The 26,351-nt window shown below is 39.0% G+C and carries 38 protein-coding genes; 7 read left to right on the forward strand and 31 right to left on the reverse strand.

Going from position 1 to position 26,351, the window contains the following annotated elements; all coding sequences use genetic code 11:
- Window positions 1-128: 128 nt before the first annotated feature.
- Window positions 129-359, reverse strand: coding sequence for a hypothetical protein (locus tag ACR65M_RS08410; RefSeq protein ID WP_440273106.1), 231 nt, complete (start codon window positions 357-359; stop codon window positions 129-131).
- Window positions 360-503: 144 nt separating this feature from the next.
- On the opposite strand from ACR65M_RS08410, the gene pdaB reads away from it, so the two are divergent.
- Complete coding sequence (gene pdaB / locus ACR65M_RS08415) at window positions 504-1,268, forward strand: polysaccharide deacetylase family sporulation protein PdaB (RefSeq protein ID WP_341329640.1); 765 nt, start codon at window positions 504-506, stop codon at window positions 1,266-1,268.
- A 29-nt stretch (window positions 1,269-1,297) separates the two neighbouring features.
- On the opposite strand, the gene ACR65M_RS08420 is transcribed toward pdaB, so the two are convergent.
- Window positions 1,298-1,894: a KinB-signaling pathway activation protein gene (locus tag ACR65M_RS08420; RefSeq protein WP_440273107.1), complete on the reverse strand. Its 597-nt coding sequence runs from the start codon at window positions 1,892-1,894 to the stop codon at window positions 1,298-1,300.
- 149 nt (window positions 1,895-2,043) lie between these two features.
- Here ACR65M_RS08420 and gerD point away from each other — a divergent pair, with 149 nt between their 5' ends.
- Window positions 2,044-2,640 carry a spore germination lipoprotein GerD gene (gerD, locus tag ACR65M_RS08425; RefSeq protein ID WP_121448771.1) on the forward strand — a complete coding sequence of 199 codons (597 nt, stop codon included), beginning with the start codon at window positions 2,044-2,046 and terminating at the stop codon, window positions 2,638-2,640.
- A 52-nt stretch (window positions 2,641-2,692) separates the two neighbouring features.
- Here gerD and salA read toward each other — a convergent pair whose 3' ends face one another.
- The 4 genes from salA to ACR65M_RS08445 all read right to left on the reverse strand — a co-directional run bounded on the left by salA (window position 2,693) and on the right by ACR65M_RS08445 (window position 5,536).
- Entirely contained in the window at window positions 2,693-3,742 is a 1,050-nt protein-coding gene (gene salA / locus ACR65M_RS08430) for an iron-sulfur carrier protein/transcriptional regulator SalA (protein WP_341329638.1), read from the reverse strand.
- A gap of 109 nt (window positions 3,743-3,851) precedes the next feature.
- Window positions 3,852-4,565, reverse strand: a complete 714-nt coding sequence (gene cwlD, locus ACR65M_RS08435) for an N-acetylmuramoyl-L-alanine amidase CwlD (protein ID WP_341329637.1) — start codon at window positions 4,563-4,565, stop codon at window positions 3,852-3,854.
- A gap of 66 nt (window positions 4,566-4,631) precedes the next feature.
- Window positions 4,632-5,075 carry a DUF2521 family protein gene (locus tag ACR65M_RS08440; protein WP_121448774.1) on the reverse strand — a complete coding sequence of 148 codons (444 nt, stop codon included), beginning with the start codon at window positions 5,073-5,075 and terminating at the stop codon, window positions 4,632-4,634.
- Between the two features lie 230 nt (window positions 5,076-5,305).
- Entirely contained in the window at window positions 5,306-5,536 is a 231-nt protein-coding gene (locus ACR65M_RS08445) for a hypothetical protein (protein ID WP_121448775.1), read from the reverse strand.
- Window positions 5,537-5,776: 240 nt separating this feature from the next.
- On the opposite strand from ACR65M_RS08445, the gene ACR65M_RS08450 reads away from it, so the two are divergent.
- From ACR65M_RS08450 to ACR65M_RS08470, 5 genes are all read left to right on the forward strand, one after another.
- Window positions 5,777-6,493, forward strand: a complete 717-nt coding sequence (locus ACR65M_RS08450; RefSeq protein WP_341329636.1) for an SDR family NAD(P)-dependent oxidoreductase — start codon at window positions 5,777-5,779, stop codon at window positions 6,491-6,493.
- Between the two features lie 3 nt (window positions 6,494-6,496).
- The gene (locus tag ACR65M_RS08455) at window positions 6,497-7,522 is read left to right on the forward strand and encodes an S-adenosylmethionine:tRNA ribosyltransferase-isomerase (RefSeq protein WP_341329635.1); all 1,026 of its coding nucleotides are present in this window, start codon (window positions 6,497-6,499) and stop codon (window positions 7,520-7,522) included.
- A gap of 14 nt (window positions 7,523-7,536) precedes the next feature.
- Entirely contained in the window at window positions 7,537-7,902 is a 366-nt protein-coding gene (locus ACR65M_RS08460; RefSeq protein WP_341329634.1) for a VOC family protein, read from the forward strand.
- Window positions 7,903-7,968: 66 nt separating this feature from the next.
- Entirely contained in the window at window positions 7,969-9,087 is a 1,119-nt protein-coding gene (locus ACR65M_RS08465) for a GAF domain-containing sensor histidine kinase (RefSeq protein ID WP_341329633.1), read from the forward strand.
- A 12-nt stretch (window positions 9,088-9,099) separates the two neighbouring features.
- A complete protein-coding gene (locus ACR65M_RS08470; RefSeq protein ID WP_341329632.1) occupies window positions 9,100-9,741 on the forward strand; it encodes a response regulator in 642 nt (213 codons plus the stop codon).
- Window positions 9,742-9,846: 105 nt separating this feature from the next.
- On the opposite strand, the gene fni is transcribed toward ACR65M_RS08470, so the two are convergent.
- The 25 genes from fni to rplE form a co-directional block, all read right to left on the reverse strand.
- Complete coding sequence (gene fni / locus ACR65M_RS08475) at window positions 9,847-10,875, reverse strand: type 2 isopentenyl-diphosphate Delta-isomerase (RefSeq protein ID WP_341329631.1); 1,029 nt, start codon at window positions 10,873-10,875, stop codon at window positions 9,847-9,849.
- Window positions 10,876-10,967: 92 nt separating this feature from the next.
- Window positions 10,968-11,780: a squalene/phytoene synthase family protein gene (locus ACR65M_RS08480; RefSeq protein WP_341329630.1), complete on the reverse strand. Its 813-nt coding sequence runs from the start codon at window positions 11,778-11,780 to the stop codon at window positions 10,968-10,970.
- 760 nt (window positions 11,781-12,540) lie between these two features.
- Window positions 12,541-12,933: a 30S ribosomal protein S9 gene (gene rpsI / locus ACR65M_RS08485; protein WP_099352767.1), complete on the reverse strand. Its 393-nt coding sequence runs from the start codon at window positions 12,931-12,933 to the stop codon at window positions 12,541-12,543.
- Window positions 12,934-12,953: 20 nt separating this feature from the next.
- The gene (gene rplM, locus ACR65M_RS08490; RefSeq protein ID WP_341329629.1) at window positions 12,954-13,391 is read right to left on the reverse strand and encodes a 50S ribosomal protein L13; all 438 of its coding nucleotides are present in this window, start codon (window positions 13,389-13,391) and stop codon (window positions 12,954-12,956) included.
- Window positions 13,392-13,554: 163 nt separating this feature from the next.
- The gene (gene truA / locus ACR65M_RS08495) at window positions 13,555-14,316 is read right to left on the reverse strand and encodes a tRNA pseudouridine(38-40) synthase TruA (RefSeq protein WP_341329628.1); all 762 of its coding nucleotides are present in this window, start codon (window positions 14,314-14,316) and stop codon (window positions 13,555-13,557) included.
- Window positions 14,317-14,327: 11 nt separating this feature from the next.
- Window positions 14,328-15,119 carry an energy-coupling factor transporter transmembrane component T family protein gene (locus tag ACR65M_RS08500; protein ID WP_341329627.1) on the reverse strand — a complete coding sequence of 264 codons (792 nt, stop codon included), beginning with the start codon at window positions 15,117-15,119 and terminating at the stop codon, window positions 14,328-14,330.
- Window positions 15,116-15,991 (reverse strand): energy-coupling factor ABC transporter ATP-binding protein, encoded by an 876-nt coding sequence (locus ACR65M_RS08505; protein ID WP_341329626.1) that lies wholly within the window; start codon window positions 15,989-15,991, stop codon window positions 15,116-15,118. Before ACR65M_RS08505 ends, ACR65M_RS08500 begins: the two co-directional genes overlap by 4 nt.
- Entirely contained in the window at window positions 15,967-16,806 is an 840-nt protein-coding gene (locus ACR65M_RS08510) for an energy-coupling factor ABC transporter ATP-binding protein (RefSeq protein WP_341329625.1), read from the reverse strand. The genes ACR65M_RS08505 and ACR65M_RS08510 overlap by 25 nt, the downstream gene beginning before the upstream one ends.
- Window positions 16,807-17,203: 397 nt before the next feature.
- Window positions 17,204-17,566 (reverse strand): 50S ribosomal protein L17, encoded by a 363-nt coding sequence (rplQ, locus tag ACR65M_RS08515; protein ID WP_099352761.1) that lies wholly within the window; start codon window positions 17,564-17,566, stop codon window positions 17,204-17,206.
- Between the two features lie 119 nt (window positions 17,567-17,685).
- A complete protein-coding gene (locus tag ACR65M_RS08520; protein ID WP_099352760.1) occupies window positions 17,686-18,630 on the reverse strand; it encodes a DNA-directed RNA polymerase subunit alpha in 945 nt (314 codons plus the stop codon).
- Between the two features lie 313 nt (window positions 18,631-18,943).
- Window positions 18,944-19,333: a 30S ribosomal protein S11 gene (gene rpsK, locus ACR65M_RS08525; protein WP_099352759.1), complete on the reverse strand. Its 390-nt coding sequence runs from the start codon at window positions 19,331-19,333 to the stop codon at window positions 18,944-18,946.
- A gap of 18 nt (window positions 19,334-19,351) precedes the next feature.
- Window positions 19,352-19,717 carry a 30S ribosomal protein S13 gene (gene rpsM, locus ACR65M_RS08530; RefSeq protein ID WP_010285107.1) on the reverse strand — a complete coding sequence of 122 codons (366 nt, stop codon included), beginning with the start codon at window positions 19,715-19,717 and terminating at the stop codon, window positions 19,352-19,354.
- Between the two features lie 23 nt (window positions 19,718-19,740).
- Complete coding sequence (gene rpmJ / locus ACR65M_RS08535; RefSeq protein ID WP_003156543.1) at window positions 19,741-19,854, reverse strand: 50S ribosomal protein L36; 114 nt, start codon at window positions 19,852-19,854, stop codon at window positions 19,741-19,743.
- 32 nt (window positions 19,855-19,886) lie between these two features.
- On the reverse strand, window positions 19,887-20,105 hold the full coding sequence (gene infA / locus ACR65M_RS08540; RefSeq protein ID WP_010285101.1) for a translation initiation factor IF-1: 219 nt from the start codon (window positions 20,103-20,105) through the stop codon (window positions 19,887-19,889).
- 170 nt (window positions 20,106-20,275) lie between these two features.
- Entirely contained in the window at window positions 20,276-21,022 is a 747-nt protein-coding gene (gene map, locus ACR65M_RS08545) for a type I methionyl aminopeptidase (RefSeq protein WP_341329624.1), read from the reverse strand.
- Entirely contained in the window at window positions 21,023-21,673 is a 651-nt protein-coding gene (locus ACR65M_RS08550) for an adenylate kinase (protein WP_341329623.1), read from the reverse strand. It lies immediately after the preceding gene.
- A 59-nt stretch (window positions 21,674-21,732) separates the two neighbouring features.
- Window positions 21,733-23,025 carry a preprotein translocase subunit SecY gene (gene secY / locus ACR65M_RS08555; protein WP_121448790.1) on the reverse strand — a complete coding sequence of 431 codons (1,293 nt, stop codon included), beginning with the start codon at window positions 23,023-23,025 and terminating at the stop codon, window positions 21,733-21,735.
- Window positions 23,025-23,465 carry a 50S ribosomal protein L15 gene (gene rplO / locus ACR65M_RS08560; protein WP_099352754.1) on the reverse strand — a complete coding sequence of 147 codons (441 nt, stop codon included), beginning with the start codon at window positions 23,463-23,465 and terminating at the stop codon, window positions 23,025-23,027. The genes secY and rplO overlap by 1 nt, the downstream gene beginning before the upstream one ends.
- A 33-nt stretch (window positions 23,466-23,498) precedes the next feature.
- Complete coding sequence (gene rpmD / locus ACR65M_RS08565) at window positions 23,499-23,681, reverse strand: 50S ribosomal protein L30 (RefSeq protein ID WP_010285086.1); 183 nt, start codon at window positions 23,679-23,681, stop codon at window positions 23,499-23,501.
- A 12-nt stretch (window positions 23,682-23,693) separates the two neighbouring features.
- On the reverse strand, window positions 23,694-24,194 hold the full coding sequence (gene rpsE, locus ACR65M_RS08570) for a 30S ribosomal protein S5 (protein WP_121448791.1): 501 nt from the start codon (window positions 24,192-24,194) through the stop codon (window positions 23,694-23,696).
- Between the two features lie 22 nt (window positions 24,195-24,216).
- On the reverse strand, window positions 24,217-24,579 hold the full coding sequence (rplR, locus tag ACR65M_RS08575; protein WP_099364827.1) for a 50S ribosomal protein L18: 363 nt from the start codon (window positions 24,577-24,579) through the stop codon (window positions 24,217-24,219).
- 32 nt (window positions 24,580-24,611) lie between these two features.
- Window positions 24,612-25,148, reverse strand: coding sequence for a 50S ribosomal protein L6 (rplF, locus tag ACR65M_RS08580; protein ID WP_121448792.1), 537 nt, complete (start codon window positions 25,146-25,148; stop codon window positions 24,612-24,614).
- A gap of 28 nt (window positions 25,149-25,176) precedes the next feature.
- Complete coding sequence (rpsH, locus tag ACR65M_RS08585) at window positions 25,177-25,575, reverse strand: 30S ribosomal protein S8 (protein ID WP_099352750.1); 399 nt, start codon at window positions 25,573-25,575, stop codon at window positions 25,177-25,179.
- Between the two features lie 30 nt (window positions 25,576-25,605).
- The gene (gene rpsN, locus ACR65M_RS08590; RefSeq protein WP_010285078.1) at window positions 25,606-25,791 is read right to left on the reverse strand and encodes a 30S ribosomal protein S14; all 186 of its coding nucleotides are present in this window, start codon (window positions 25,789-25,791) and stop codon (window positions 25,606-25,608) included.
- A gap of 13 nt (window positions 25,792-25,804) precedes the next feature.
- The gene (gene rplE / locus ACR65M_RS08595) at window positions 25,805-26,344 is read right to left on the reverse strand and encodes a 50S ribosomal protein L5 (RefSeq protein ID WP_099352749.1); all 540 of its coding nucleotides are present in this window, start codon (window positions 26,342-26,344) and stop codon (window positions 25,805-25,807) included.
- Window positions 26,345-26,351: the final 7 nt, after the last annotated feature.

Here is a 26,351-nt window from a genome sequence, read left to right on the forward strand (position 1 = left end):
CAAATTACAAAAGTTAGGGAACCATTTAGGTATCCCTAATTTTATAATGAATATCAACATTAAAATTTAACACAGCCAAATATTAAAAGAGGACCATATTAGCCTGATATAATCCTCTGCCCCTCTATCTAACCCTTTTTACTGTTTAGTTTCTTTGTGCGAATATACCTACTGCACTCTGATGGATCAGCAATTCTTTTAAATAAGCGAAATAAGATCTGATATCTTTCTTCCATTGCACGTTTTACTATATGGTCTATTCGTGCATCTTCTACATCAAACAATATTTCGTCCATCTCTCTTTTTAGAAGGTATTCTAATTCTTTGACTTCCACCTGATCAACTAATAATCCAATCATAGTTTCACCTCATGTTTGTTGTAATTCTAGTTATTACCAGATTTAGTTATTTTATGAATCGATTTTTACGAAGATATTTGCACATAAAATTGGATGACAAGCATATTATTTAGACAGAAGATTCTTTGGACAAGGAGGATAAATATGAATTTTTTCTACATCCTTAGTAGCAAGAGGATTAAGCAAACATTAATTATTCTTTTCGCTTCATTATTTACCGCCAGTATCTTTTATATAGAAAAAGGCAATATTGCTCCTGTTTTTTCAACCGAAAACGGCCCACGAGTGATTTATTCAGGAGAAAAAAGCGAAAAGACAGTTGCACTTACTTTTAATATTAGTTGGGGAGACACGAAGGCCTTACCGATTCTCGATACCTTAAAAAATTCAGGTGTAACAAATGCGACCTTCTTCCTATCCGCTTCGTGGGCTGAGCGCCACCCGCAGATAGTTGAACGGATTGTGAAAGACGGGCACCAGATTGGCATTAAAGGATATGATTATAAAAACTATACTGAATTAGAGGATGTCCAAATTAAAAAGGATGTCTATAAGGCCCAAGATGCATTTAAGAAAATGGGTGTCAAAACTATTTCCTTCTTTAGAACACCTGATGGAAATTTTGACTCTAGAGTAGTAAAGGTCTTGGATTCTCTTGGATATACTCTCATTCACTGGAGTATTGATTCAAATGATTGGAACAATCCAGGTGTAGCTAAAATAACAAGCAATGTTATAGGCAGGGTAAAGAGTGGAGACATTATTTTATTCCACGCTTCAGATTCAGCTAAACAGACTGCGGAAGCACTTCCTGGAGTATTGAAAGGAATTAAAGGTAAAGGCCTGTCATTTGTAACAGTTAGCGACATGCTAAATAATGCGGATGTAAAAAGTGAAGTTGTCGAATGAATTGTAGTAAAAAAGCTGATCCCATAGGGTCAGCTTTTTTGTTTTGTTAATTTTGGAAGTATCAATAATTGATACGCATTGCAAATTAAGAGAGGAAAAATCATTAGGTACAGCCAACTTTCATCATTTGCCCTAATTGCTGGCACCCATTCAATTACAGTAACAACAAACATAAAGAATACAGCTGGAATGAATGCTTTACGATTGGTCTGTCTGCTTTTAAAGTATGCAATGATTAATGAGAAAACTAATATACCTATTGGAACCCATACATATGAGGAGATACTCTCACCCTCGGTTGCAAATACTTGAATACGGAAATAAATTAAGTCAAATAATACAAAAGCAATCAATACTACTTGAGCAGGATTCCATGCACCTTTAAACATCCCTTGTCCAAATCGGTGAACTGATAAATAGGCAAAGAAACCCATTTGGCTAATAATACTAAAAGTAAATCCAACTCCGACGAGCCAAAATGCAACCATAAGTATTTCGACGTAATCCGAAGCTATAAATAAATCTTTATATTCACTCCATTTAACAGCAAATCCAGTAATGATTCCACTAATGGCGCCTACTAGTAAGGTAGATAGAAATAACCTTACCCAATTTCGACTTTTCACGACAAAATCCCCCACTCTTTATATTCAAATATGATTGTACCAAAATGTCGGGGATAAATGCCAGTTTCTCACCATCCAATCAGTGAATATTTTTTAACAAAAAAAAGCATATTAACAACTAAGGATCCCTTATGAAAGGAGCTTTATAAATGAGAAAATGGATGTCGCTCCTCCTCATTTTTAGTTTTCTATTAGTAATAGTTGGGTGTGCCCCAGCAAATGTCGAACAAAACCGAATGGATTATGAAGAAACAAAAAAAATGGTTGTCGATATATTGAAAACCGATGACGGTAAAAAGGCAGTTGAAGAACTCATGCGAGATGAAAGAATAAAGCAGCATCTCGTCATGGACCAAGTCGTTGTTAAAGATGCCATCCGTGAAACTCTTACCTCTGACAACGGGGTTGAGTTTTGGAAAAAGACGTTTGAGGATACCAAGTTTGTAGAAGACTTTGCAAAGAGTATGCAAACGGAGCACGAAAAGCTCATTAAGGACTTGATGAAGGATCCCGACTATCAAAAAATGATGATGGACATCTTGAAAAATCCTGAGATGGAAGAACAATTCATGGATGTTCTGAAAAGCCAAGAATACAGAAAACATCTTCAAACAGTCATCAGTGAAACACTTGAAAGTCCGTTATATAAAGCTAAAATTGAAGATATTCTCATTAAAGCAGCTGAGGATATGCAAAAAGAAGAAAAAGCGAAAAAAGATGAAGGAGAAGGAACTGGAAATAGCTAACCCTCCTTCCTATATAAAAGAACCTCCTGAAACTCAGGAGGTTCTTTTTAATTTAAATAGCATCAATTACTCGTTTTGCAATTTCGTTATAGATCTTTCCAGTTGGGTGACTTTCGTCGTAAACAGATGGGGCAAAGTCCTCATCATTCCAATCAGGCTGACCTAATGGAATTTTTCCTAGCAAGGATGTTTGAAGCTCTTCCGCAAGTTTCTCTCCGCCGCCTTTACCAAACACATATTCTTTTTCGCCTGTTACTTTACTTTCAAAATAAGACATATTTTCAATAACACCAAGTACTTCGTGTTCTGTACGTAAAGCCATTGCACCCGCTCTGGCAGCTACAAATGCAGCTGTAGGATGTGGTGTTGTTACTATAATTTCTTTACAATGAGGAAGCATAGTATGAACATCTAGTGCTACATCACCTGTACCAGGCGGTAAGTCTAGAACTAAGTAATCTAGATCTCCCCATTCAACTTCATTAAAGAAGTTATTTAACATTTTTCCGAGCATTGGACCACGCCAAATAACGGGTGAATTGTCTTCCACAAAGAAGCCCATTGAAATGACTTTAACCCCTTTTCTTTCAACAGGGATAATCTTTTCGCCTCGGACGACAGGGCGCTTTGTAATTCCCATCATGTCGGGAACACTGAATCCGTAAATATCTGCATCAATAATACCGACCTTTTTACCAAGTCTAGCTAAAGACACCGCTAAGTTTACAGAAACGGTAGATTTACCAACACCACCCTTACCACTTGCTACCGCAATAAAGGTCGTTTGATTTACTGGAGATAATAAAGGAGCTGATTCTTCCGCTGATTCAGCCTTAAATTTCGCCAGTTCCTCTGGCGATAAGTCAGTAAATCGAAGACCTACAGATTCTGCTCCCGCTTGTTTTAAGGCATTTACAATTGTAGATTGAAGCTGTAGTTGCTCACCAGTACCAGTCTTTGATAAAGCAATTTTTACGCTAACATGTTTCTTTTCTTCTTTTATTTTAACTTCTTTGATTGCATTCGTTTCCTCGAATGTTCTATGTAAGAATGGATCTTGCAGTTGATATAATACTTCCTTCACTTGTTGCTCAGTTAACATAACAAACACCACCTAATTACTGTATTCGGTTTCACTCAACCTCATTATACCATACCTGTCCCAAATTACAGTGTGAGGAGTGTCATAGCTACATAAAAAAACCACCTTCTTATTCAGGTGGATTTGATTCATTGGAGAAATAGCGGTTGATTCCTGTGTAAATGGAGGCTGCGACCTTGTCTTGGTATTTATCTTGAACTAGTAGGGCTTTTTCATCCGGATTTGAAAGGAATCCTACCTCTACAAGTGCTCCAGGTTTTTTCGCACTTTTTAATAAGTAAACACCATTGATCGCTTTGGCTTGTCGTGTTGTATTTCCGAGATTGTTTCGAAGCTCGTCTTGAATAAACTTGGCTACTGCCTCATTTTCCTTGTAAGTACTAAAATAAAAAGTTTGTGCACCTCTCCATCGAGGAGATGGAATGGCATTTAAATGAATACTAATAAATAAATCCGCATCTGATTCATTGATGATTTGAACTCGTTTCTTCAAATCCTCAGTCTTCCGTTTACTGTATCCTCTCATTCCATCAGGGGCTAAATCTGTATCTTCTTCCCGTATCATTTGTACAAAAGCACCCTGTTGCTGTAGGTAGTCACGGAGCTTCTTTGAGATTTCGAGGGCAATGTCTTTTTCTTGTACGTCGCCATTATCGGCACCCCCATCTGGGCCACCGTGACCAGGGTCAATTATAATTACCTTCCCTGATAAGGGTAGACTCCACGGATCCCAAACATCTTTGTCCATAAATCGATATTGTATAAATAAAAATAAAATAACAGCTCCCAATAGGATACCAGCAATTTTAAGTTTCTTATTCATCATTTACCTCCTGCATGTCCCTAAGTTAAATATATGGGACAAGGAGAGTATATATGATTAAAAATTCTAATGCAATTTTAGCCGGTATCTTTTTTCTCCTTTCTGAAAACCTTCCGTCCACCAATAGGTTACATAGTATTCGCATGCATAGTAAAGTGACTCATTGACGAAGCCTTGGTCGCCAATATGCCCCCAATAGCAAATGAACTCATATAACGCATCAATTAGATTCTTTTCAAATCGGTAGCAGCGCATCCGCACTTCTTCTACTGATTCTCCATAATAACCAAATTTGCTATATTTAGCTCCTAATAAATATGCTTCTATTGCAACATCAATACAGCCTTCTTCAATGGCACTGCCAAGTATAGAGTCCATTCTAAAAAAGCTACTAAATGAGTCGACGACATTCTTCTTTAAGTCTTCTAATGAAAGCTCACGTAACATTTTCCGTTCATACTTGATCTGCTTCTCTTTCCGCTTTTCCTTGAAGGTTGTAATTACATTCATCGTATAAGAAACCCCCTTTGACAGATAGTTTCCTACCGCACCCGCGTAAACATGCGCCAAACACAAACTACCTTAACTTCCAAAATAAACTATGCATACTCAAGATATGCACAGCTCGTTTATTGGCGACAAACAGTGCTGACAGAAGGTGCACCTTTCAAAAAAAACGATGGTGCTTGCAGTTAGATATGTTTAAGGCCCTCAATCATAAAATCTGAGAGCCTTCACTTCTATATATCGGATGTATTAAGACTATCTTGCCCTTCCAATGATGGACTTTCTTTTTGTTTTCCAACAAGCCTTGCCACTTGCCAGCCAATGACCATATGGACTACCCCCATTATGAAAAACAATAAGTAGTCCCCGATTGGTTCCGGAAGTAAAAGATCGACAACCAACCACATACCTGCCGAAGAAGCACCAATAAAAGCACCTAGCATTGATTTTTGGATTCGACTCATTCTCCACCTACCCTTTCAATTTGTGTACATTCTTAACTAATCTTATGTAGCCAGGTTGCTCGAAATAACCTGAATTTTGACGAAAGGTTGTCCAATATCGGCACTATTCCTCCTATCCTCAATTGAATAAGGAGATTATCTCATCCAAAAGTCGTAGAAAAATTCAAGCTTTTTTACGAAGAAGGATTTTTCAGAAATCGGTATGCTTAAACCATCGATAGCTAAAAGGAGAGATAAAGAATGAAAAATAAAGTTGTAATGATTACTGGTGCTTCAAAGGGTTTAGGGAGAGCACTGACATTAGCTTTTGCCAAGGAAGGAGCAAAACTTTCAATTTGTGCAAGGTCAGAAAGTGATTTATTAAAAGTCAAGCTAGAAGCAGAGAGTTTAGGGGCAAAAGTAGTTGCAGTTACCGCTGATGTTTCCCGCTCCCAAGATGTAGATCGATTCGTTTCAGTTACCGAGGCGGCTTATGGACAGATTGATGTTTTGATTAACAATGCTTCTATGTTAGGCCCGAGCCCAATGCCACTACTCCTTGATTATCCTGAAGAAGACTTTGCTGAAGTATTAAGAGTAAATGCAGTATCAACTTTTCTAGTTACAAAAAGGGTTTCCTTAAGTATGCTTGAACGGAACCAAGGTTCCATTATCAATGTTACTTCAGAGGCTGGTCACATTGGTTATGCAGGCTGGGGAGCGTATGGGGTCTCTAAATTCGCTGTAGAAGGCATTACCCAAACATGGGCCGATGAATTTAGTGAGACTGGAATTCGGATTAATATGGTCGACCCTGGCGAAATGGACACTGACATGCACAAACTCGCTGTTCCAGATTGCGATTATCCGTTAGCAAAACCTGAAGAAGTCGTTGATATATTCTTATATTTAGCATCTGATCGAGCAAAAAGCATTAATGGAAAACGATTCTCAGCCCAATCTGAGGAGGAGGGGTAGGACATGGTAGACAACACTCTAGATTTTTACCTTCCAAATGAACTAAATGCATCCCTTCCACCTGAAGAGCGTGGCATCAGAAGAGATCACGTCCGGATGATGGCGCTTGACCGGAATTACGGTAAGATCCAACATGACCTTTTCTTCAATTTACCTGAATATTTACAGCCAGGAGACCTTGTTATTTTAAATAATAGCCGCACCATACCAGCAGTTTTCCAAGCAAAGAATCTAAGTAACGGGAAAATGAGAGCCAACGTCGAAGTTAGGCTGGCCAGACGAATTACTGAAGATACATGGGAGGCACTCATTGTTCAGGATTATACAAAGATTGGTGACATTTTTATATTTGCACCTGAGCTTTCGGCAATGGTAATTGGTCTAAAGGAGAAAACTCCACTAGCAATATTGAAGTTTGAGAAGAAAGGTTCCGACCTATTAAACATGTTCTATAGCCTCGGAGAACCTGTTCGTTACGAATATATCAATCACCCCTGGGATTTGGATTATTATCAAACGGTTTTCGCAAGCCATCCCGGCTCAGTCGAGATGCCCTCAGCTGGTAGAGCCTTTAGCTGGGAACTGTTATTTACACTAAAGCAAAAAGGAATTCAGGTTGATTTTATTCAACTTCATACTGGGCTTAGTTATTTGCTTGATGACAAGTGGCACCAAACTCCAGAAGAGAACGAAGAGGAATACCATATATCTGAACAGACCCAACAAAAGATTATTGCGACAAAAACTGCTGGTAAAAGAATTATAGCCGTTGGTACAACCGTAGTTAGAACACTTGAAACGTATGCGATATCGGGTGAACTTTCAGGGGTAACAAATTTATATATCAATGAGCACTTTCCTCTAAGAATTGCTGACGGAATCATAACGGGGTTACATGAGCCAGAGGCTAGCCATCTTGATATGCTTACCGCCTTTATTTCTAAACAGCATCTTCTCCAGGCTTACGGCCATGCCATTGATGCAGGTTATTTATGGCATGAATTCGGTGATATGAATTTGATTATATAAATGGAGGTTTAGCCATGAAACTTCATCATATTGGCGTTAATGTCAGTCATCTTAGAAAATCGATTGAATTTTATAAAAGCCAATTCGGTTTTGAGGAAGAATCACATTTTATATTCATGGAAGAAGAAATTGTATTTTTAACTTTAGGTGACTTTCGACTTGAGTTAGTCTCTAGTAATGAAGAAAATCAGTTAAACACTCATATCTGTTTTGAGGTCAATAATTTGACTGATGTAATGGCCAAATCTAAAACACTCCGTAAAATGGAAGGACCCTATGAACTTGATAATGGGTGGCAAACAGTCTTCTATGAAGGGCCTAATCAAGAAATAGTAGAATTATTGCAGGTTTCGAGTGCTAACAGTAAACTTATTAGATAAACCGGAGTCTGAAAATTAGAAATACTGTATAATGGAAGCAGATACTTCGTGGCGGAGGGAGAAACAATGTCTGGTAAGGATAGATATCAACAACTCAACATTTTAAAAGAGATAGCTGAGCTTTTAAACGAAGGAACAGATACAACAGAAGTATTGAAGGTTGTCTTGAAAAAACTTCTTCAAGTAACTGGCCTTCAAACAGGTTGGATATTTTTAATTGATGACGATGGCAAACATCATCTTATTGCTGATGAAGCCCTGCCGCCCGCTTTAGCCAATGATCATAAGCGACGCATGTGCCATGGTAAGTGCTGGTGTGTAAACAAGTACAATAATCAACAACTCAATAAAGCAACGAATATTATCGAATGTAAACGAATTGAAGATGCTCTTGATGAAGAAGCCGGAGAAACAGGTGGTCTGACTCATCACGCCACCGTCCCGCTTCGTGCTGGCCAAGAAAGGTTTGGGATCTTAAATGTAGGTGCTCCAAACAAAACAAATTTCGAGAAAAATGAACTCGCACTGCTAGAAGCAGTAGCCTACCAAATCGGAACTGCCTTAAAAAGAATTAAACTTACCCAACGTGAGCAAAATACAGCGCTCGTTGCTGAGCGAAACCGTTTGGCACGGGACCTTCACGACTCAGTAAATCAACTCCTCTTTTCATTAAGTCTTACCGCAAGGGCTGGGGTTGAGTTGACGGAAATCAATGAAGTCCAGCAAACGTTCACCTATATACAAGATATGGCACAAGAAGCACTTGGAGAAATGAGAGCATTAATCTGGCAGCTACGTCCAGAAGGACTTGAAAATGGTCTTGTTAGCGCCTTACGAAGCTATGCTGAGATGTTAGGCCTTTCTATCAAAACAAAGCTGACAGGTGCAGTTAACCTATCCGGAAAAGTAGAAGAATCCTTGTGGCGTATTGGGCAGGAGGCTCTGGCCAATTGTAAAAAACATTCACAGACAACTGAAGTAGAATTAGAATTACAAGCTTCTGAAGCCGGTGTAAAAATGAACATTAGGGATAAGGGATGCGGCTTCCACTATGAAGTAGATCGCGAAATACTCTCGTTGGGGTTACGAAATATGAAAACAAGGACGGAAAGCTTAAACGGGACTTTTTCTTTACAAAGTAAGCCGGGAATTGGAACAGAAATACAGGTCCAGATCCCGCTTTAGGGGGATAAGTAAATGAGTATACGAATATTAGTAGTAGACGACCATCATGTCGTCAGGCGGGGCCTCGTTTTTTTCCTCCGTACACAAAGAGATATGATGATTGTCGGAGAAGCAGCAAATGGGAAAGAGGCCATTAAACAAGCGAAATTATTAAAACCAGAATTAATTCTCATGGACTTAGTAATGCCTGAGATGGACGGTATTCAGGCAACAAGAGAAATCAAAAAGGAACAACCTGAAATCAAAATCATGATGTTGACTAGTTTTTCTGATCAAGACCACGTCATACCTGCCCTGGAAGCTGGAGCGTCTGGGTATCAATTAAAAGATATTGAGCCCGATGAGCTGATATCTTCAATTAAAAGAATCATGGGCGGTGAAAATCAGATTCATCCAAAAGCAACCTCGCACCTCCTGGCCAATTTATCCTCTAACAGGAACCAGGCGAAACATGTATTTGAGGCATTAACTAAAAGGGAAGTAGATGTGTTAAAGGAAATTGCCAAAGGAAAAAGCAATAAGGAAATTGCAAGCTCCTTATTCATCACTGAAAAAACAGTCAAAACCCATGTTTCAAACCTATTGGCAAAACTCGAATTAGCGGACCGGACACAGGCAGCCCTTTTTGCAGTCAAAAATCAGTTAGTCGACTAAAGTAGAAGAAATTTTTAATTACTCAAAATAGACTCCCAACCAATTGTTGAGAGTCCTTCATTATAAACAAAAGATGAAACTATGACATTATCGCAGGACGTCTGATCATTTCCCCTTTAACCTTGGGGTGTCCTTAAGCTCTTGAATCTTTGCCGCACCGATTCCGAACATTGACATTCTTAGTTCCATTTCCCGAATTTTCATTACTTCAACTACATCTTCCACGCTCTGGGTCGCTTCTTTCAGGATAGATCGTCCGAACCCGACAAGATCGGCCCCCAATGCGATGACTTTTGCAGCATCTAGACCTGTCTGCATTCCACCACTAGCAATCAATGAACGTTCACCAATTTCACCTCGAACCATTCTGATTGATTCCACCGTTGGAATCCCCCATTCGCTGAATGCCTCCGCAGCAACCCGCCGAATGGAGTCATTAGACCTGAATTTTTCAACCTGGCTCCAAGAAGTCCCACCGGCTCCTGCAACATCAATAAACGCAACTCCTGCATCAACTAACTTTCTAGCCGTTTGATCATCAATTCCCCATCCGACTTCTTTGACCCCGATGGGAACCTCCAGTGTTTTGCATAGTTGTTCAATCTTCTTTAATAACCCTTTAAAATTCGTATCTCCATTATCTTGAATCACTTCTTGGATACTGTTCAAATGAAGAACGAGCATATCTGCATCGGTGATCTCGATAATTCGCCTGCATTCCTCGACTCCATATCCGAAATTTAGCTGAACAGCTCCTAAGTTAGCTATGATTGGGACGCTTGGTGCATACTCCCTTACCTGAAAAGAGGAAGCATGTCCGTCACTGTCAAGCAGCGCCCGGGTTGATCCGAGTGCCAGAGCCCAACCCCTTTCCTCAGCAGCAATAGCCAAGTTTCGATTAATCGCCTCCGCAAGGCCTGTCCCACCCGTCATCGAACTGATGAGAAACGGAGTTTGGCATTCAAAGCCAAGGAATGTGGTTTTAATAGAGATTTCATCAAAATCAATTTCAGGAAGTGCATTATGAACAAACACAAGCTTCTCTAATCCAGTTGAAATTGAATCCCCCGTAACCTTCTCGTTCAGAGTAATTTGAATATGTTGAGATTTTCTTTCCTCAATTGAGTTGGCCATCACCAACACCTGCCCTTATTCTAAATTCAAAATGATCACACACTCATGTTACGCCACAGCAAACACTGTCTTAAGTCTAAAGAACCATTGTCCTATTTGGTCTGTACTTCTTCCACTGTTTGCTCTACTTCAGCACGCGTCATTTTCTCCCGACCATCCTTCAATGCTTGTAACGTTTTGTGTGCCAGAGCAAGAGGTAGACGACAAAATAAAATAATGCTTTTCCTTTTAAGAGATTTCATATACAAATCTGCTTTTGCCAAGTTTTCCTCAGCGTATTCGAATAAGTCCGCACGATTCCAACCGTCAGGAACAAAACTTACACCACGTTCGTCCAAATCTTCCTTCTGATTGCGCAAGATATTTACAGCCTGAAGTCCACGACCATAACCAATCGCTAATTCCCGATCGGTTTTTTCTCCGCCGTAATGCTCCCAAAGATCTGATAGCATCACTCCAACAAGTCCTGCAACGTAATATGTATAGTCATCCAAATCTTCACGTGTACGAATACTCCAATTTGCTTTTGACCATTTTGCCATTCCTAATGCCATCTCACCAGCAGCGTTGGTAACTATCGTCAAAGCATCCTTCGGACATGCCTGTAACCACTCTTCTAAACGAATTGTCACTTCAGGCATTTTATCTCTTATTGGTCCAAGTATTCTTAGATATTCTTCATTATCGAATGGTTGTTTAAATAAATCGCTTAACTTTGCTAAAACTGTATATTTCACATCATTGTCTATCTCTTCATGGTCTTCAATTTCATCAATCGCACGAAATACTAAATAAGCAGATGCAACCGAATACTTCAACTCTTTTTGCAAAAAAGTAATCGGAATATAAAATGTACGACTCGTCTCTTTTAGCATACGCATCGCATCTTTAGGAAACCCACTCATTTTTCAAACCTCCTATTTACAAGCCTTTAACATTCATTATACATAACATTCATGAAAGTTGGTCATTGTAAGAACTACCAAATTTAAAAGTGAGACTTTTTTTGACTAGTGGCCCTCTTTGCTTTTTTCGCTATAACTTGCTTATTTGTATTAATTATCATCGCTAATCTTATAAGAATAATTGTATTATTCCCCTAACTCATGACTTTTTTGTTCCAAAATTAGTTGAACGTCGCATGCTTTATTATATCCACTCTGATCGAGTACTTAGTAAACCTCACGCTGTTTTCCATTGATTCAGACACAGCTTGATGAAATCCTGGGGTTCGTGTCTAAATACCACTTGATTTAGACACTTCTTCTAAAAAAAACTAGCGCTCTGTCCGGATAAGTGCTTGATTCGGACACAGCATGATGAAACCTTGAAGTTCGTGTCCAAATTCACCCTTGATTAGGACCACTTGATAAAACATTGAGGTTCGTGTCCAAATACACTCTTGATTCGGACTCTTCCTCAAAATATACAAACTCTGTCTGAATATACACACCTGATTCATACACCACTTAATGAAATAATGGGATTCGTGTCAAAATACACCCATAATTCGGACTCATTCACAAAACTAATCGGACTCACTGTCCAAAATTCGGAGCTTGAGTAGGATATCCGAATTAAATCGAACTCTTTATACACTTCATTAAATCAATACACAAAAAAGACCCTTTCCACAAAAGTGAAAAGAGTCTTGAAACGCCAAAATTAACGTTTTGAGAACTGAGGTGCACGACGAGCGCCTTTAAGACCGTATTTCTTACGTTCTTTCATACGCGGATCACGTGTTAATAGTCCTGCAGATTTTAATGCTGGACGGAATTCAGGATCAGCTTGTAGCAATGCACGAGCGATACCGTGACGGATAGCGCCAGCTTGACCAGTGTATCCTCCGCCATTAACGTTAACAAGAACGTCATAATTACCTAAAGTTTCAGTAGCGTTTAGAGGTTGTTTTACAACTTCTCTTAAAGCTTCGAATGGAATATAGTCTGCAATGTCACGACCGTTGATTACGATGCGTCCGTCGCCAGGAACTAAACGTACACGTGCAACGGAGCTTTTACGACGACCAGTGCCATAATATTGTACCTGTGCCAAATTAATACCCTCCTTATTAATTAACCGCGAAGTTCGTAAACTTCAGGTTGTTGTGCTTGATGTGGATGTTCGCTTCCAGCATAAACGTGCAATTTCTTAGCCATTTGACGACCAAGTGAACCTTTTGGAAGCATTCCTTTGATTGCAAGTTCAAGCATTTTTGTTGGATAGTTTGTACGCATTTCTAATGCCGTTCTTGATTTTAAACCACCTGGGAATTGACTGTGACGGTAGTAAATCTTGTCATTTAATTTATTACCAGTTAATTCGATTTTTTCAGCATTGATGATGATTACATTATCACCAGTGTCAACATGTGGTGTGTAAGTTGGTTTGTGTTTTCCACGAAGTAATGTTGCAACTTCAGTTGATAAACGACCTAAAGTTTTGCCTGCAGCATCTACAACATACCATTTGCGCTCTATATTGCTAGCATTAGCCATAAATGTTGTACGCATGAATTTCCCTCCTAATTTCACTAACGTTTCATTTTGTATTTAATCACGATTAAAGTTCCGGGGCTTTAACGTGGTGTTTAAATATCATACTAAAATATAATATAACTTTCAGGATGTAATGTCAAGAAAATGTTACACCAGGATTAGTTGTTATAACGATCTTTCAGCTTCCTATACCCTTCCACTCTTCGTAGAAAACCTGCCAAAGGTATAATCCTTGACCTGGCGCGGTCTTTCCTGCAAGCGATCTGTCTTTTCCGGAAAGAATGGCTTCCATCATACTTGGGTCTTTTTGGCCTCTTCCGACTTCTAGTAACGTGCCTACTAATATTCTTACCATATTATATAAGAATCCATTTCCTATAAACGAAAAAATAAGTTCATCATCATGACTTTCAATATGAATCTCGTATATGGTTCGAACTTTATCTTGTACTTCCGTTTTTGAAGCACAGAAACTCGTAAAATCATGTGTGCCTAATAATCGTAATGACGCTTCTCTCATTGCATGAAGATCTATTGGAAAAGTATAATGATAAGTAAAATTACGTTTAAAAACGCAAGGCTCTTCACTCATCAACAATCGATACCGATATTCCTTCGCCTTCACATCAAAACGTGCATGAAAGTCAGGATCAACTTCCTCAACAGATCGAACCCGGATGTCTTCAGGGAGCATCGAATTTAGAGCTCGTTTCCAGCCTTCGACTGGAATAGATAATGGTGAATCAAAATGAACAACCTGTCCACGGGCATGTACAGTTGCATCTGTTCGACCAGAAGCTACTGTTTTCACCTGTTCTCCTTTATGCATTTTCTGTAAAGCAAGTTCAAAGGCAGATTGCACAGTTCGTTTATTCGGTTGTACCTGATACCCTGAAAAATGGGTTCCATCATAGGATATGATGCATTTGTACCTTCTCATTTTTCTCCTCATTATCCTCGTAGTAAAAATAAAACCACTGCCATTGCAAATAGTAAGACTAACATAAGTGTATCGAGGCCTCGCCACTGTAGCACTCGTAATTTTGTACGTCCTTCTCCGCCACGATAACCCCTTGCTTCCATCGCAATAGCCAGTTCTTCTGCCCGTTTAAATGAACTTATAAACAACGGAATTAATAAAGGAACAACCGCCTTCATGCGATCTTTTATCGGTCCACTCGTAAATTCGACCCCTCTTGCAGCTTGTGCCTTCATGATTTTCTCTGTTTCTTGCATTAATGTCGGAATAAATCGAAGTGAAATCGACATCATTAACGCAAGCTCATGTGTAGGGAGGCCGATTTTTTTAAATGGTGCTAATAAGCTTTCCATGCCATCAGTGATTTCAATCGGAGTACTTGTTAATGTTAATATTGTAGTCATAATAATTAAATATAATAGCCGTAACGAAATAAAAATCCCTTGTGTTACGCCACCTTCATAAATTTGTAGCCAACCAAAGTCGACTAATAAGTCTCCTTCTTTAGTTAAAAAAATATGAAGGATAAATGTAAAGAGAATAACCCACAAAATTGGTTTTAATCCCGACAAAATGTAGCGTAATTGAACCTTTGTTAGTAATACAATTCCTAAGGTATAAATCCCTAATAGTACATAGGTAAGAACTGAATTAGCTAAAAAGACGATAAACACATAGAAAAAAATTAATAATAGCTTTGCTCTAGGATCCATTTGGTGAATCAGAGAATGTGCAGGTATATAACGACCTATAATAATGTTCATTTCAGGACCCCCTTATCTTTAAGGGCATTTCCTACATATTGAACAATTTCATCTACCGACAGACTAGCTGCTCGCGGAATTTCAATTCCTAACTTTTCTTCGAGCAGTCCTTTTAATCTAACTGCCTCAGGGACATCTAATCCTAAATGAAGAACTTGTTCAGGTTTTGAGAATATCTCTACAGGACTTCCTTGGAATTTTATCGTTCCTTTTTCCATGACAAGTATTTGATCAGCGTAACGGGATGCATCTTCCATACTATGGGTTACAAGAACTGTTGTTAGACCGTTTTCTTTATGAAGTTTGTAAAACATCTCCATAATCTCAAACCGCCCCCTTGGGTCTAGCCCGGCAGTAGGCTCGTCCAAGACCAAAACCTGTGGGTTCATTGCCAATATTCCTGCGATCGCAACTCGCCGCATTTGTCCCCCACTTAAATCAAAGGGTGACTTCATTAAGTATTCATCAGATAGACCGACCATTTTTATGGTTTGTCTAGCTCTTTTCTTAGCTTCTTCTAATGGTACCCCAAAGTTCAGCGGTCCAAAGCAAATATCTTTCTCAACCGTTTCCTCAAAAAGTTGATGTTCGGGAAATTGGAATACAACCCCAACGTTCTTGCGTAATGACTTAAGTTTTTTTTCTTTTTGTTTGGAACTAATTGTTCGTTCTCCAATGGTGATTGATCCTGAGGTTGGCTGCAAGAGTCCATTTAAATGCTGGAGGATGGTTGATTTTCCAGAACCCGTATGACCGATTATAGCGGTGTATGAACCAGATTTGATATGTGCATTAACATCATATAAGGCTAGCATTTCAAATGGTGAACGAATCTGATAGCGATGTTCTAAATTTTCAATTGTAATGTCCATAACTCATCCACCAAGCCTTCTTCTGTTATATGATTCTTAGAGAGCGGAACACCGATTGCTCGTAGTTTTTTAGATACTTTTACAGAAAAGGGTAAATCCAAACCTATTTCTACAAGCTTATCATCTAACGCAAAAATCTCTTCAGGTTTCCCTTCTGCGAACAATTGCCCCTGGTTCATTACTATAATTCGATCGGCTCTTGCTGCTTCCTCTAAGTCATGGGTAATTGACATAACTGTAATCTGACTTTCATTTTTAATTTCTCTTATTGTTTCTAGAACCTCTGTACGACCGATTGGATCTAACATAGAGGTTGCCTCATCCAAGATGATTAAATCTGGTTGAACAGCAAGAACACCAGCAATTGCAACTCGCTGTTTTTGACCACCTGAGAGTTGGTGCGGTTCATGTTCTAGAAAATCCCTCATATTAACCATATCAATAACTCTTTCAATTCGTGAAGCCATCGTTTCTCGTGGGATCCCGTTGTTTTCCATTCCAAAAGCAATATCATCTTGTACAGTTGTTCCAACGAACTGATTATCTGGATTTTGAAAGACCATCCCAATCTTCCTTCGAAAATCCCAAATTGAATCTTCATTTAGCTGTACTCCTTCAATTGTTACTGCACCGGTTTGAGGTAACAATAACCCATTGAGAATACGTGCTAGGGTTGATTTTCCAGAACCGTTATGACCTACAATCGCAAGCCACTCTCCTTTTTGAACAGAGAATGATAGATTTTCTAGTGCGGGGCTAGCATTTTCTGCATATTGATAGCTTATCTGGTCAACGACTAAAAGGTTCTCGCCCATTCTCATCCCCCTCTACCTTCTTATCAAATACGCTAGGCGAATATCGCCTAAAACTTCTTGGTATTGCTCGAAAACACTCATTTAAAAATCCACGCCATTCGCAGACGTCTTAATTTTATTTAATCTAATCGCTATATAAAATTATTTCCATAGAAATAATATTATTTCTTAATCCAACTTACTACCTTAAAAATTATTCGTTTCTTCCTTATCTGTCAAGGGAATTAGAACGCATTATTCCTAACTTTTAGGAAAAGCGCTATACATAGTACGTTCAAATAGGATTGTAGTATACTATTTATAGATAATTCTATCTTTTTCGAAAAATAATGAATGTAAAATAAAAAGGGCTTAGACCAGTTTGAAAAACTGTCCCGCCCTTAAAAGAAAAATAAAATTAAACTAATTCAATGATAACCATTGGAGCACCGTCACCACGACGAGGTCCGATTTTCATGATACGAGTGTATCCACCTTGACGCTCTTCATAGCGAGTTGCGATGTCACTGAATAATTTTTGTAGCGCATCTTGACCAGTCTCTTCGTTTGCTACTTCATTACGGATATAAGATGCAGCTTGACGACGAGCGTGAAGGTCACCACGCTTACCTAATGTAATCATTTTTTCTACAACTGATTTTAATTCCTTCGCGCGAGCTTCAGTTGTTTCGATACGCTCGTTGATGATTAAGTCAGTAGTAAGGTCACGTAATAACGCCTTACGTTGCGCGCTTGTACGTCCTAGTTTTTGGTATGACATGAGGTATTCCCTCCTTTGTTGAATTATTATGAAAGACAAAGCATTAGATAACTAGGCTCTTGTAACAATAGACTTTCGTGATGAGAAAGATGCCTCTAATTCGCATAATTCAAACCGAGTCAGTCATCTTTACGTAAGCCTAAACCAAGCTCTTCTAGTTTAGCCTTAACTTCTTCTAAAGATTTACGACCAAGGTTACGTACCTTCATCATATCTTCTTCAGTTTTATGAGCAAGCTCTTGAACCGTATTAATTCCTGCTCTCTTTAAGCAGTTATATGAACGAACTGAGAGATCCAATTCTTCAATTGTCATCTCGAGGACTTTCTCTTTTTGATCCTCTTCTTTTTCAACCATAATTTCTGCATTTTGAGCTTCATCTGTTAATCCTACAAAAATATTTAAATGTTCTGTTAGGATTTTCGCACCTAGTGCAATCGCTTCTTTCGGACCAGTACTGCCGTCTGTCCAAACATCAAAAGTCAGTTTGTCAAAGTTCGCGACCTGTCCAACACGTGTATTTTCCACTTGGTAATTAACACGTGCAACTGGTGTATAGATGGAGTCAATCGGAATAACACCGATTGGTCGATCATCACGCTTGTTTGCATCAGCTGGAGAATATCCTCGTCCGCGCTTTGCAGTTAATCTCACACGAAAATGTGCATCCTTAGCAAGTGTTGCAATGTGTAGATCTGGGTTTAAGATTTCAACATCACTGTCATGCGTGATGTCAGAAGCTTTAACTGGACCTTCACCTTGAACATCAATCTCAAGAGTCTTCTCATCATCTGAGTAGATTTTAAGAGCTAATTTCTTCACATTTAAGATAATAGATGTTACATCTTCGACGACGCCTTCGATTGTTGAGAACTCATGCAGTACCCCATCTATTTGGATAGACGTAACAGCGGCACCAGGGAGAGAAGATAATAGGATACGACGTAAGGAGTTACCCAAAGTTGTTCCATATCCACGCTCAAGTGGCTCGACGACGAATTTACCATAATTGGCATCTTCGCTGATTTCAACCGTTTCGATTTTTGGTTTTTCAATTTCGATCATTTATAAACCCTCCTTCAAAACGTCGAAACCTCGGCTAGACCATGATCAAAGACGTCTAACCGAAATTCCCAAAAGTTAAGTTCCCTAACTGTGCACAACAACTCGATTATTCTGTAAAGAACTTATAAAGAAAACACGGCGATTTGCAAGAAATACTCACTCACGCCTTTGTTACACTTATAAGATAAGAAAGTATTTGAAGCTTCCTTACACAGTAAAAAAGTTTATCAAAACCCATTAATCCATTATAGCCATGGATAAAAAATCTTATACAGAAAAAGATCAAATATGTCTTGTCGTATTTGTAATTATGTTATACACGACGACGTTTTGGTGGGCGACATCCGTTATGTGGTACTGGAGTAACATCTTTAATAGCTGTAACTTCAAGACCAGCAGCTTGAAGAGCACGAATTGCAGCTTCACGTCCTGCACCAGGGCCTTTTACAGTTACTTCAAGAGTTCTCATACCATGTTCCATTGATGCTTTAGCAGCTGTTTCAGCAGCCATTTGTGCAGCAAATGGAGTAGACTTACGTGAACCTTTGAAACCAAGAGCACCAGCACTTGACCAAGAAATTGCATTTCCGTGTGCATCTGTAATTGTTACGATCGTATTGTTGAATGTTGAACGGATGTGTGCAACACCAGATTCAATATTCTTTTTTACACGACGTTTACGAGTATTCGTTTTACGTGCCATTATCCATTACCTCCCTTACTATTTCTTCTTGTTTGCTACAGTACGACGAGGTCCTTTACGTGTACGAGCGTTATTTTTTGTATTTTGACCTCTTACAGGTAATCCACGACGATGACGTAGACCACGGTAAGAACCAATTTCGATTAAACGTTTGATGTTAAGTGAAACTTCACGACGAAGGTCACCTTCTACTTTGTAGCGGTCAACGATGTCACGAATCTTGTTTAATTCGTCTTCAGTAAGATCGCGAACGCGAGTATCTTCAGAAACACCAGCTTCTGCAAGAATTTTTTGTGCAGTTGGACGTCCGATTCCAAAAATATATGTTAAAGATATAACCACACGTTTTTCACGCGGAATATCAACACCAGCAATACGTGCCATTTAGACGTACACCTCCTTATTAATTAGCCTTGTTTTTGTTTATGTTTTGGGTTTTCACAAATTACCATTACTTTACCTTTTCTACGAATAACTTTACACTTTTCGCAGATAGGTTTTACTGATGGTCTCACTTTCATTTTTCAAACCTCCTTGATAGTTCGGAGCGCATTTATTTAAAACGGTACGTAATCCTACCGCGAGTCAAGTCATAAGGTGATAATTCAACCGTTACCTTGTCTCCGGGTAAAATACGAATAAAGTGCATGCGAATTTTACCAGAAACATGGGCCAAAACAGTATGACCATTCTCTAATTCAACTTTAAACATTGCATTAGGTAATGTTTCAGCAACAGTACCTTCAACTTCAATTACATCGTCTTTCGCCATTGGAATGTTCTCCCTTCTTCAAATCAGTAACTTGCTCATTGACAAACTCGATACACACTAACATTGCTTTACGTTTGCCATCGACCAGTTTCCTTAATACTGCTCTGAACTTCCGGAGATACGTAATCAAAAATTAGATGAATGTTATTCTAATGAATAGGGTTTGTGCCTTACAATTTTGTTAAGATCTCATACCCTGTTTCTGTAATAGCAATCGTATGTTCAAAATGCGCACACGTTTTGCCATCGACTGTTACAACAGTCCAGTTATCTGCTAACGTCTTCACGTATCGACTACCTGCATTTACCATCGGTTCAACGGCAAGTACCATTCCTGGTTTTAAACGTGGTCCTTTATTAGGAGGACCATAATGTGGAATTTGCGGCTCCTCATGTAATTCTTTGCCCACACCGTGACCAACATATTCTCGAACGATCGAGAAATTGTTCGCTTCGACATAAACTTGGATTGCATGAGAAATATTTGAAAGACGCACACCAGGTTTTGCTTCCTCTAATCCTCGATAAAGGGATTCTTCGGTTACACTAAGAAGTTTTTGATTTTCCTTATGAATCGTACCTACAGGATATGTCCAAGCTGAGTCACCATGATAGCCATTGTATTGCGCCCCGATATCGATACTAATAATATCTCCATCTTGTAAAACGCGATCACCTGGCAAACCATGCACCAACTCTTCATTAACAGAGGTACAGATACTACCGCGAAAACCATTATACCCTTTAAAAGAAGGAATTGCATCAAATCCACGAATAAACTTTTCAGCAATTGTATCCAGTTCTTTCGTAGAAATCCCTGGAGTAATATATTGTTGTAGTTCTTGGTGCGTCAATGCGACGATCTTTCCAGCCTCGCGCATAATTTCGATTTCCCTTGGTGACTTGCAAATAATCATCTATTGTAATCCCCCAAGAAGCTCCTCTACATCACCAAAAACTTTGTTTATTTCTTGTTGCCCATTGATATTGCGAAGATATCCCTTTTCCTGATAAAAGTCAAGAAGTGGCTTTGACTGCTCGATATTTACTTGTAGACGAGTTCCAACAGTTTCCGCATTATCATCTGCACGTTGATAAAGTTCACCGCCACATTTATCACATTTACCCTCCTGAGCCGGTGGGTTAAATACTAAGTGGTAAGTAGAACCACATTCCTTACAAATTCGTCGACCAGTTAATCTCTCAAGTAAGATTTCAGAATTGACTTCAATGTTAATTACATAATCAATCTTTTTATCGAGATCAGTAAGAATTGTCTCAAGTGCTTCTGCTTGTGGAACTGTACGTGGAAATCCATCAAGTAAGAAACCATTATTGCAATCATCTTTGCTTAATCGTTCACGGACAATTCCGATCGTAACTTCATCAGGAACAAGCTCACCTTTATCCATAAAAGACTTTGCCTGAAGCCCTAGTTCTGTTCCATCTTTTATTGCAGCACGGAACATATCTCCCGTAGAGATATGAGGGATATTGTACTTTTCTACGATTTTTTCAGCTTGAGTACCTTTACCAGCACCCGGAAGCCCCATTAATACTAAGTTCAAGTGATTTGCCCCCTCAGCCTCTTTATCTTAGAGGTGCTGGGAATTGTATTCCCAGTACCTTATTTGATAAATCCTTTATAATGGCGTTTTACAAGTTGACTTTCAAGTTGCTTCATTGTCTCGAGTGCAACACCGATAACGATGAGCAAGCTCGTTCCACCAATTTGTAAAGACTCCGGTAAATTCGCAAATTTTATAAAGAATACAGGAAGAACAGAAATAGCTGCTAAGAAAATAGAACCAACAAATGTTAATCGATATAGAATTTTCGTTACATACTCTTGCGTATTTCTTCCTGGGCGAATCCCTGGAATATAACCGCCTTGCTTTTTTAAATTATCAGCCATTTGCTCAGGATTAACTTGAACAAATGTATAGAAATATGTGAACGCAATGATTAGTGCAATATATATGATCATCCCAACAGGCTGAGTATAATCAAAATATTTTTGAATCCATTCAGTTACCGCATTAGGACCAAAGAACGAAGCAATCGTTGGTGGTGTAATAATGAAGGAAACTGCAAAGATTACAGGAATAACACCAGCCGCATTTACTTTTAAAGGTAAATGAGTAGAGTGACCTCCAACCGGGCTATTAGCAGCTAATCGCTTTGCATATTGGATTGGAATTTTTCGTAAAGCTTGTTGTACGAATATTACACCTACAACCACAGCTATAACGGCAATTAACAATAATACAACAGTAATGATACGTAAGAATAATTGGTCTCCAGCATCTTCAAACTGTTGTACATAGTATTGATTTACAGCCGTAGGAATTCCGGCAACAATACCAGCAAAGATAATAATTGAAATTCCGTTACCAACACCTTTAGCTGTAATCTGTTCACCTAACCACATTAAAAATGCTGTTCCGGCAGTAAGAACTACAGCAATTAGCAGGTAAGTACCTATGTTTGGATTTTCAATTAACATCCCGTTTGACATATTGTTAAAACCGTATGACATACCTAATGCTTGGATAAAACCGAGCACGATCGTGCCATAACGAGTAAATTGTGCCAATTTACGACGTCCAACTTCTCCTTGCTTAGACCATTCCGTAAATTTAGGAACAACGTCCATTTGCAACAATTGAATAATAATTGAAGCAGTAATGTAAGGCATGATCCCCATTGCAAGGATTGAGAAGTTAAACAATGCTCCACCACCAAATGTATTTAAAAGGCCAAACGCTGTATTGCTATCAGTCGCTTTTAAAACATCGGCATTTACATTTGGTACTGGAATAAAGGTGCCGATTCGAAATACTACTAACATTAGTAAGGTGAATATAATCTTGTTTCTTATATCACCAACGCGCATAAAATTGGAGATTGTTTGAAACATTAAATCACCTCAGTTTTTCCGCCAGCAGCTTCAATAGCTTGTTGAGCAGTAGAGGAGAATTTGTGAGCTCTAACTGTTAGCTTTTTGTCAAGAGTACCTTTTCCAAGGATCTTAACACCAGCATTAAGTTTACTTACAACGCCAGTTTCAATTAAAAGTTCAGGTGTAACTTCTGTTCCGTCTTCGAAACGGTTTAATGTTTCTAGGTTAACAATTGCAAAGTCTTTGCGATTGATGTTTGTAAAACCACGTTTTGGTAAGCGTTGGAATAGAGGGGTTTGACCACCTTCAAATCCAGGACGAACACCGCCACCAGAACGCGCTTTTTGACCTTTATGACCTTTACCAGATGTTTTACCATTACCTGAACCAGTTCCACGTCCTACACGATTACGTGTTTTACGAGAACCTTCAGCCGGTTGTAATTCATGAAGTTTCATTTGGGCACCTCCTTATTTCAGAAAAAAATTCGATTATTGTTCTTTAACCGTAACTAGGTGAGCAACTTTATTAATCATACCGCGAATCGCAGCATTATCATCATGAACAACAGTTTGATGTAATTTTTTCAATCCAAGAGTACGAACAGTTACACGTTGGTCTTCAGGACGTCCAATGACACTGCGAGTGAGGGTGATTTCTAATTTCTTTGACATGTGTTTTCCCTCCTATCCTAACAGTTCTTCTACTGATTTACCACGTAACTTAGCTACTTCTTCAGCACGCTTTAATTGAGTTAATCCTTCTATTGTAGCACGAATCATATTTACAGGAGTATTTGTTCCTAATGATTTAGAAAGGATATCACCGATACCAGCAAGTTCTAATACCGCACGAACTGGTCCACCAGCGATAACTCCAGTACCTTCAGATGCAGGTTTTAATAGTACTTCACCTGCTCCAAACTGACCAATTACTTGGTGAGGAATTGTTGTTCCAACCATTGGTACAGAAACAAGATTCTTTTTAGCATCTTCAATTGCTTTACGAATTGCATCTGGAACTTCTTGAGCTTTACCAGTTCCAAAACCAACATGTCCGTTCTTATCACCGACAACAACTAGTGCTGCAAAGCGGAAACGACGACCACCTTTAACAACTTTAGCTACACGGTTAACGGTAACTACGCGTTCTTCAAGTTCTAATTTATTTGGATCAATGCGACGCATCTATAATGTCCCTCCTTTTTTATTAAAATTGTAATCCAGCTTCACGAGCAGCATCTGCTAGTGCTTTAACACGTCCGTGATATAGGTAACCTCCGCGGTCGAATACAACCTCTTTGATTCCTTTTTCAATTCCGCGTTTTGCAACTAGTTCTCCAACCTTTGTAGCTGCATCTACGTTACCAGCACCTTCAACAGAAAGTTCTTTATCTAATGTAGAAGCACTTGCGATTGTTACTGAGTTCACATCATCGATTAATTGAGCGTAAATGTGTTTATTTGAGCGGAACACATTTAGGCGAGGACGAGTAGCAGTTCCTGAAACACGAGAACGAACACGAGCATGTCTTTTTCTACGAACTGCATTTTTATCCTGTTTCGTAATCATTTACGTCTCTCCTTTCTTTTACCTAAAAAGGCTTACTTCGCAGTTTTACCTTCCTTACGACGTACAAATTCACCTTCGTAGCGAATACCTTTTCCTTTATAAGGCTCAGGCGGACGTACACCACGAATATTAGCAGCTAACGCTCCAACACGTTCTTTATCGATACCTTTAACAACGATCTTTGTGTTAGAAGGTACATCGATTTCTACACCAGCCTCTGGAACGATTTCCACTGGATGAGAATATCCAACGTTTAGAACAAGTTTGTTACCAGATTTTTGAGCACGGTATCCGACCCCGATTAGCTCTAAACCTCTTTCATAACCTTTGGATACACCTTCAACCATGTTCCCTAAAAGACTACGAGTTGTACCGTGAAGAGCACGGTGTTCTTTATTATCAGTTGGGCGAGTAACGTTAATTACGTTCTCTTCAACATTGATTTGCATATCAGGATGGAAAGCACGAGTTAACTCGCCCTTTGGTCCCTTAACAGTAGCAGTATTACCGTTGAATGTTACAGTAACACCTGATGGTATTTCGATTGGTTTTTTACCAATACGTGACATGTACTACACCTCCATTCTTTTCAAGCTATTACCAAACGTAAGCTAATACTTCTCCGCCGGCTTGCTTTTGACGAGCTTCTTTATCAGTTAACACACCTTGTGAAGTTGAAACGATCGCGATTCCTAAACCGTTTAACACACGTGGTACTTCGTTAGATTTTGCATAAACACGTAGACCAGGCTTACTAATACGCTTAAGACCAGTAATTACGCGCTCATTGTTTGCACCGTACTTTAAGAAGATACGGATAATACCTTGTTTATCATCCTCAATATATTCAACGTCACGAACGAAACCTTCACGCTTTAGAATTTCGGCGATTTCCCTTTTGATATTAGATGCAGGGATTTCAAGTTTCTCATGACGAACCATGTTCGCATTTCGGATGCGAGTAAGCATATCTGCAATTGGATCTGTCATCACCATAGTATTTTTACCTCCTTCCCAATTCGGGGTTTACCAACTTGCTTTTTTTACACCAGGAATTTGACCCTTATAAGCTAGTTCACGGAAACAAATACGGCATAATTTAAATTTACGTAATACAGAGTGTGGACGGCCGCAACGTTCGCAACGAGTGTACTCTTGTACTTTAAATTTCTGTGTGCGTTTTTGTTTCGCAATCATTGATTTCTTAGCCACGTTTTCGCCTCCTTTACTTTTGGAACGGCATACCGAACGCTGTTAATAACTCACGAGCTTCTTCGTCAGTATTTGCAGTTGTTACGATAACGATATCCATACCACGAACTTTACTTACTTTATCGTAATCAATTTCAGGGAAAATTAATTGTTCTTTTACACCTAAAGTGTAGTTACCACGGCCATCAAAAGATTTCTTTGATACACCACGGAAGTCACGTACACGAGGAAGTGAGATAGAAACAAGCTTATCTAAGAAATCATACATACGTTCACCACGTAATGTAACTTTAGCACCGATTGGCATACCTTCACGAAGACGGAAACCAGCGATAGATTTCTTAGCTCTAGTTACAACTGGCTTTTGACCACTTAGAGCTGCTAACTCCTCTACTGCGTTATCTAATACTTTAGAGTTTTGAACTGCGTCACCAACACCCATGTTGATCACGATTTTTTCTACTTTCGGAACCTGCATAACAGACTTATAGTTAAACTTGCTCATTAGAGCAGGTGTAATTTCTTTTTGAAATTTTTCTTTTAGGCGGTTCATGTAAGTA

The sequence above is a fragment of the Ferdinandcohnia sp. SAFN-114 genome (assembly GCF_059415045.1).

Excerpts from the sequence above, each read along its gene's own strand:
- rplM (WP_341329629.1), bottom strand. The coding sequence starts at position 13,391 with ATGCGTACAACATTTATGGCTAATGCTAGCAATATAGAGCGCAAATGG.
- ACR65M_RS08520 (WP_099352760.1), bottom strand. The coding sequence starts at position 18,630 with ATGATCGAAATTGAAAAACCAAAAATCGAAACGGTTGAAATCAGCGAA.
- rpsM (WP_010285107.1), bottom strand. The coding sequence starts at position 19,717 with ATGGCACGTATTGCTGGTGTTGATATTCCGCGTGAAAAACGTGTGGTT.
- rpsH (WP_099352750.1), bottom strand. The coding sequence starts at position 25,575 with ATGGTGATGACAGATCCAATTGCAGATATGCTTACTCGCATCCGAAAT.
- rplQ (WP_099352761.1), bottom strand. The coding sequence starts at position 17,566 with ATGTCATACCAAAAACTAGGACGTACAAGCGCGCAACGTAAGGCGTTA.
- map (WP_341329624.1), bottom strand. The coding sequence starts at position 21,022 with ATGATTATTTGCAAGTCACCAAGGGAAATCGAAATTATGCGCGAGGCT.
- ACR65M_RS08470 (WP_341329632.1), top strand. The coding sequence starts at position 9,100 with ATGAGTATACGAATATTAGTAGTAGACGACCATCATGTCGTCAGGCGG.
- salA (WP_341329638.1), bottom strand. The coding sequence starts at position 3,742 with ATGTTAACTGAGCAACAAGTGAAGGAAGTATTATATCAACTGCAAGAT.
- secY (WP_121448790.1), bottom strand. The coding sequence starts at position 23,025 with ATGTTTCAAACAATCTCCAATTTTATGCGCGTTGGTGATATAAGAAAC.
- rpsK (WP_099352759.1), bottom strand. The coding sequence starts at position 19,333 with ATGGCACGTAAAACGAATACTCGTAAACGTCGTGTAAAAAAGAATATT.
- rpmJ (WP_003156543.1), bottom strand. The coding sequence starts at position 19,854 with ATGAAAGTGAGACCATCAGTAAAACCTATCTGCGAAAAGTGTAAAGTT.
- rplE (WP_099352749.1), bottom strand. The coding sequence starts at position 26,344 with ATGAACCGCCTAAAAGAAAAATTTCAAAAAGAAATTACACCTGCTCTA.
- rpmD (WP_010285086.1), bottom strand. The coding sequence starts at position 23,681 with ATGTCAAAGAAATTAGAAATCACCCTCACTCGCAGTGTCATTGGACGT.
- truA (WP_341329628.1), bottom strand. The coding sequence starts at position 14,316 with ATGAGAAGGTACAAATGCATCATATCCTATGATGGAACCCATTTTTCA.
- fni (WP_341329631.1), bottom strand. The coding sequence starts at position 10,875 with ATGGCCAACTCAATTGAGGAAAGAAAATCTCAACATATTCAAATTACT.
- rpsE (WP_121448791.1), bottom strand. The coding sequence starts at position 24,194 with ATGCGTCGCATTGATCCAAATAAATTAGAACTTGAAGAACGCGTAGTT.
- ACR65M_RS08505 (WP_341329626.1), bottom strand. The coding sequence starts at position 15,991 with ATGGACATTACAATTGAAAATTTAGAACATCGCTATCAGATTCGTTCA.
- infA (WP_010285101.1), bottom strand. The coding sequence starts at position 20,105 with ATGGCGAAAGACGATGTAATTGAAGTTGAAGGTACTGTTGCTGAAACA.
- rplF (WP_121448792.1), bottom strand. The coding sequence starts at position 25,148 with ATGTCACGTATTGGTAAAAAACCAATCGAAATACCATCAGGTGTTACT.
- ACR65M_RS08450 (WP_341329636.1), top strand. The coding sequence starts at position 5,777 with ATGAAAAATAAAGTTGTAATGATTACTGGTGCTTCAAAGGGTTTAGGG.
- ACR65M_RS08465 (WP_341329633.1), top strand. The coding sequence starts at position 7,969 with ATGTCTGGTAAGGATAGATATCAACAACTCAACATTTTAAAAGAGATA.
- ACR65M_RS08440 (WP_121448774.1), bottom strand. The coding sequence starts at position 5,075 with ATGAATGTAATTACAACCTTCAAGGAAAAGCGGAAAGAGAAGCAGATC.
- rplO (WP_099352754.1), bottom strand. The coding sequence starts at position 23,465 with ATGAAACTTCATGAATTACAACCGGCTGAAGGTTCTCGTAAAACACGT.
- ACR65M_RS08460 (WP_341329634.1), top strand. The coding sequence starts at position 7,537 with ATGAAACTTCATCATATTGGCGTTAATGTCAGTCATCTTAGAAAATCG.
- cwlD (WP_341329637.1), bottom strand. The coding sequence starts at position 4,565 with ATGAATAAGAAACTTAAAATTGCTGGTATCCTATTGGGAGCTGTTATT.
- rplR (WP_099364827.1), bottom strand. The coding sequence starts at position 24,579 with ATGATTACGAAACAGGATAAAAATGCAGTTCGTAGAAAAAGACATGCT.
- ACR65M_RS08445 (WP_121448775.1), bottom strand. The coding sequence starts at position 5,536 with ATGAGTCGAATCCAAAAATCAATGCTAGGTGCTTTTATTGGTGCTTCT.
- ACR65M_RS08480 (WP_341329630.1), bottom strand. The coding sequence starts at position 11,780 with ATGAGTGGGTTTCCTAAAGATGCGATGCGTATGCTAAAAGAGACGAGT.
- ACR65M_RS08410 (WP_440273106.1), bottom strand. The coding sequence starts at position 359 with ATGATTGGATTATTAGTTGATCAGGTGGAAGTCAAAGAATTAGAATAC.
- gerD (WP_121448771.1), top strand. The coding sequence starts at position 2,044 with ATGAGAAAATGGATGTCGCTCCTCCTCATTTTTAGTTTTCTATTAGTA.
- ACR65M_RS08455 (WP_341329635.1), top strand. The coding sequence starts at position 6,497 with ATGGTAGACAACACTCTAGATTTTTACCTTCCAAATGAACTAAATGCA.
- ACR65M_RS08500 (WP_341329627.1), bottom strand. The coding sequence starts at position 15,119 with ATGAACATTATTATAGGTCGTTATATACCTGCACATTCTCTGATTCAC.
- pdaB (WP_341329640.1), top strand. The coding sequence starts at position 504 with ATGAATTTTTTCTACATCCTTAGTAGCAAGAGGATTAAGCAAACATTA.
- ACR65M_RS08510 (WP_341329625.1), bottom strand. The coding sequence starts at position 16,806 with ATGGGCGAGAACCTTTTAGTCGTTGACCAGATAAGCTATCAATATGCA.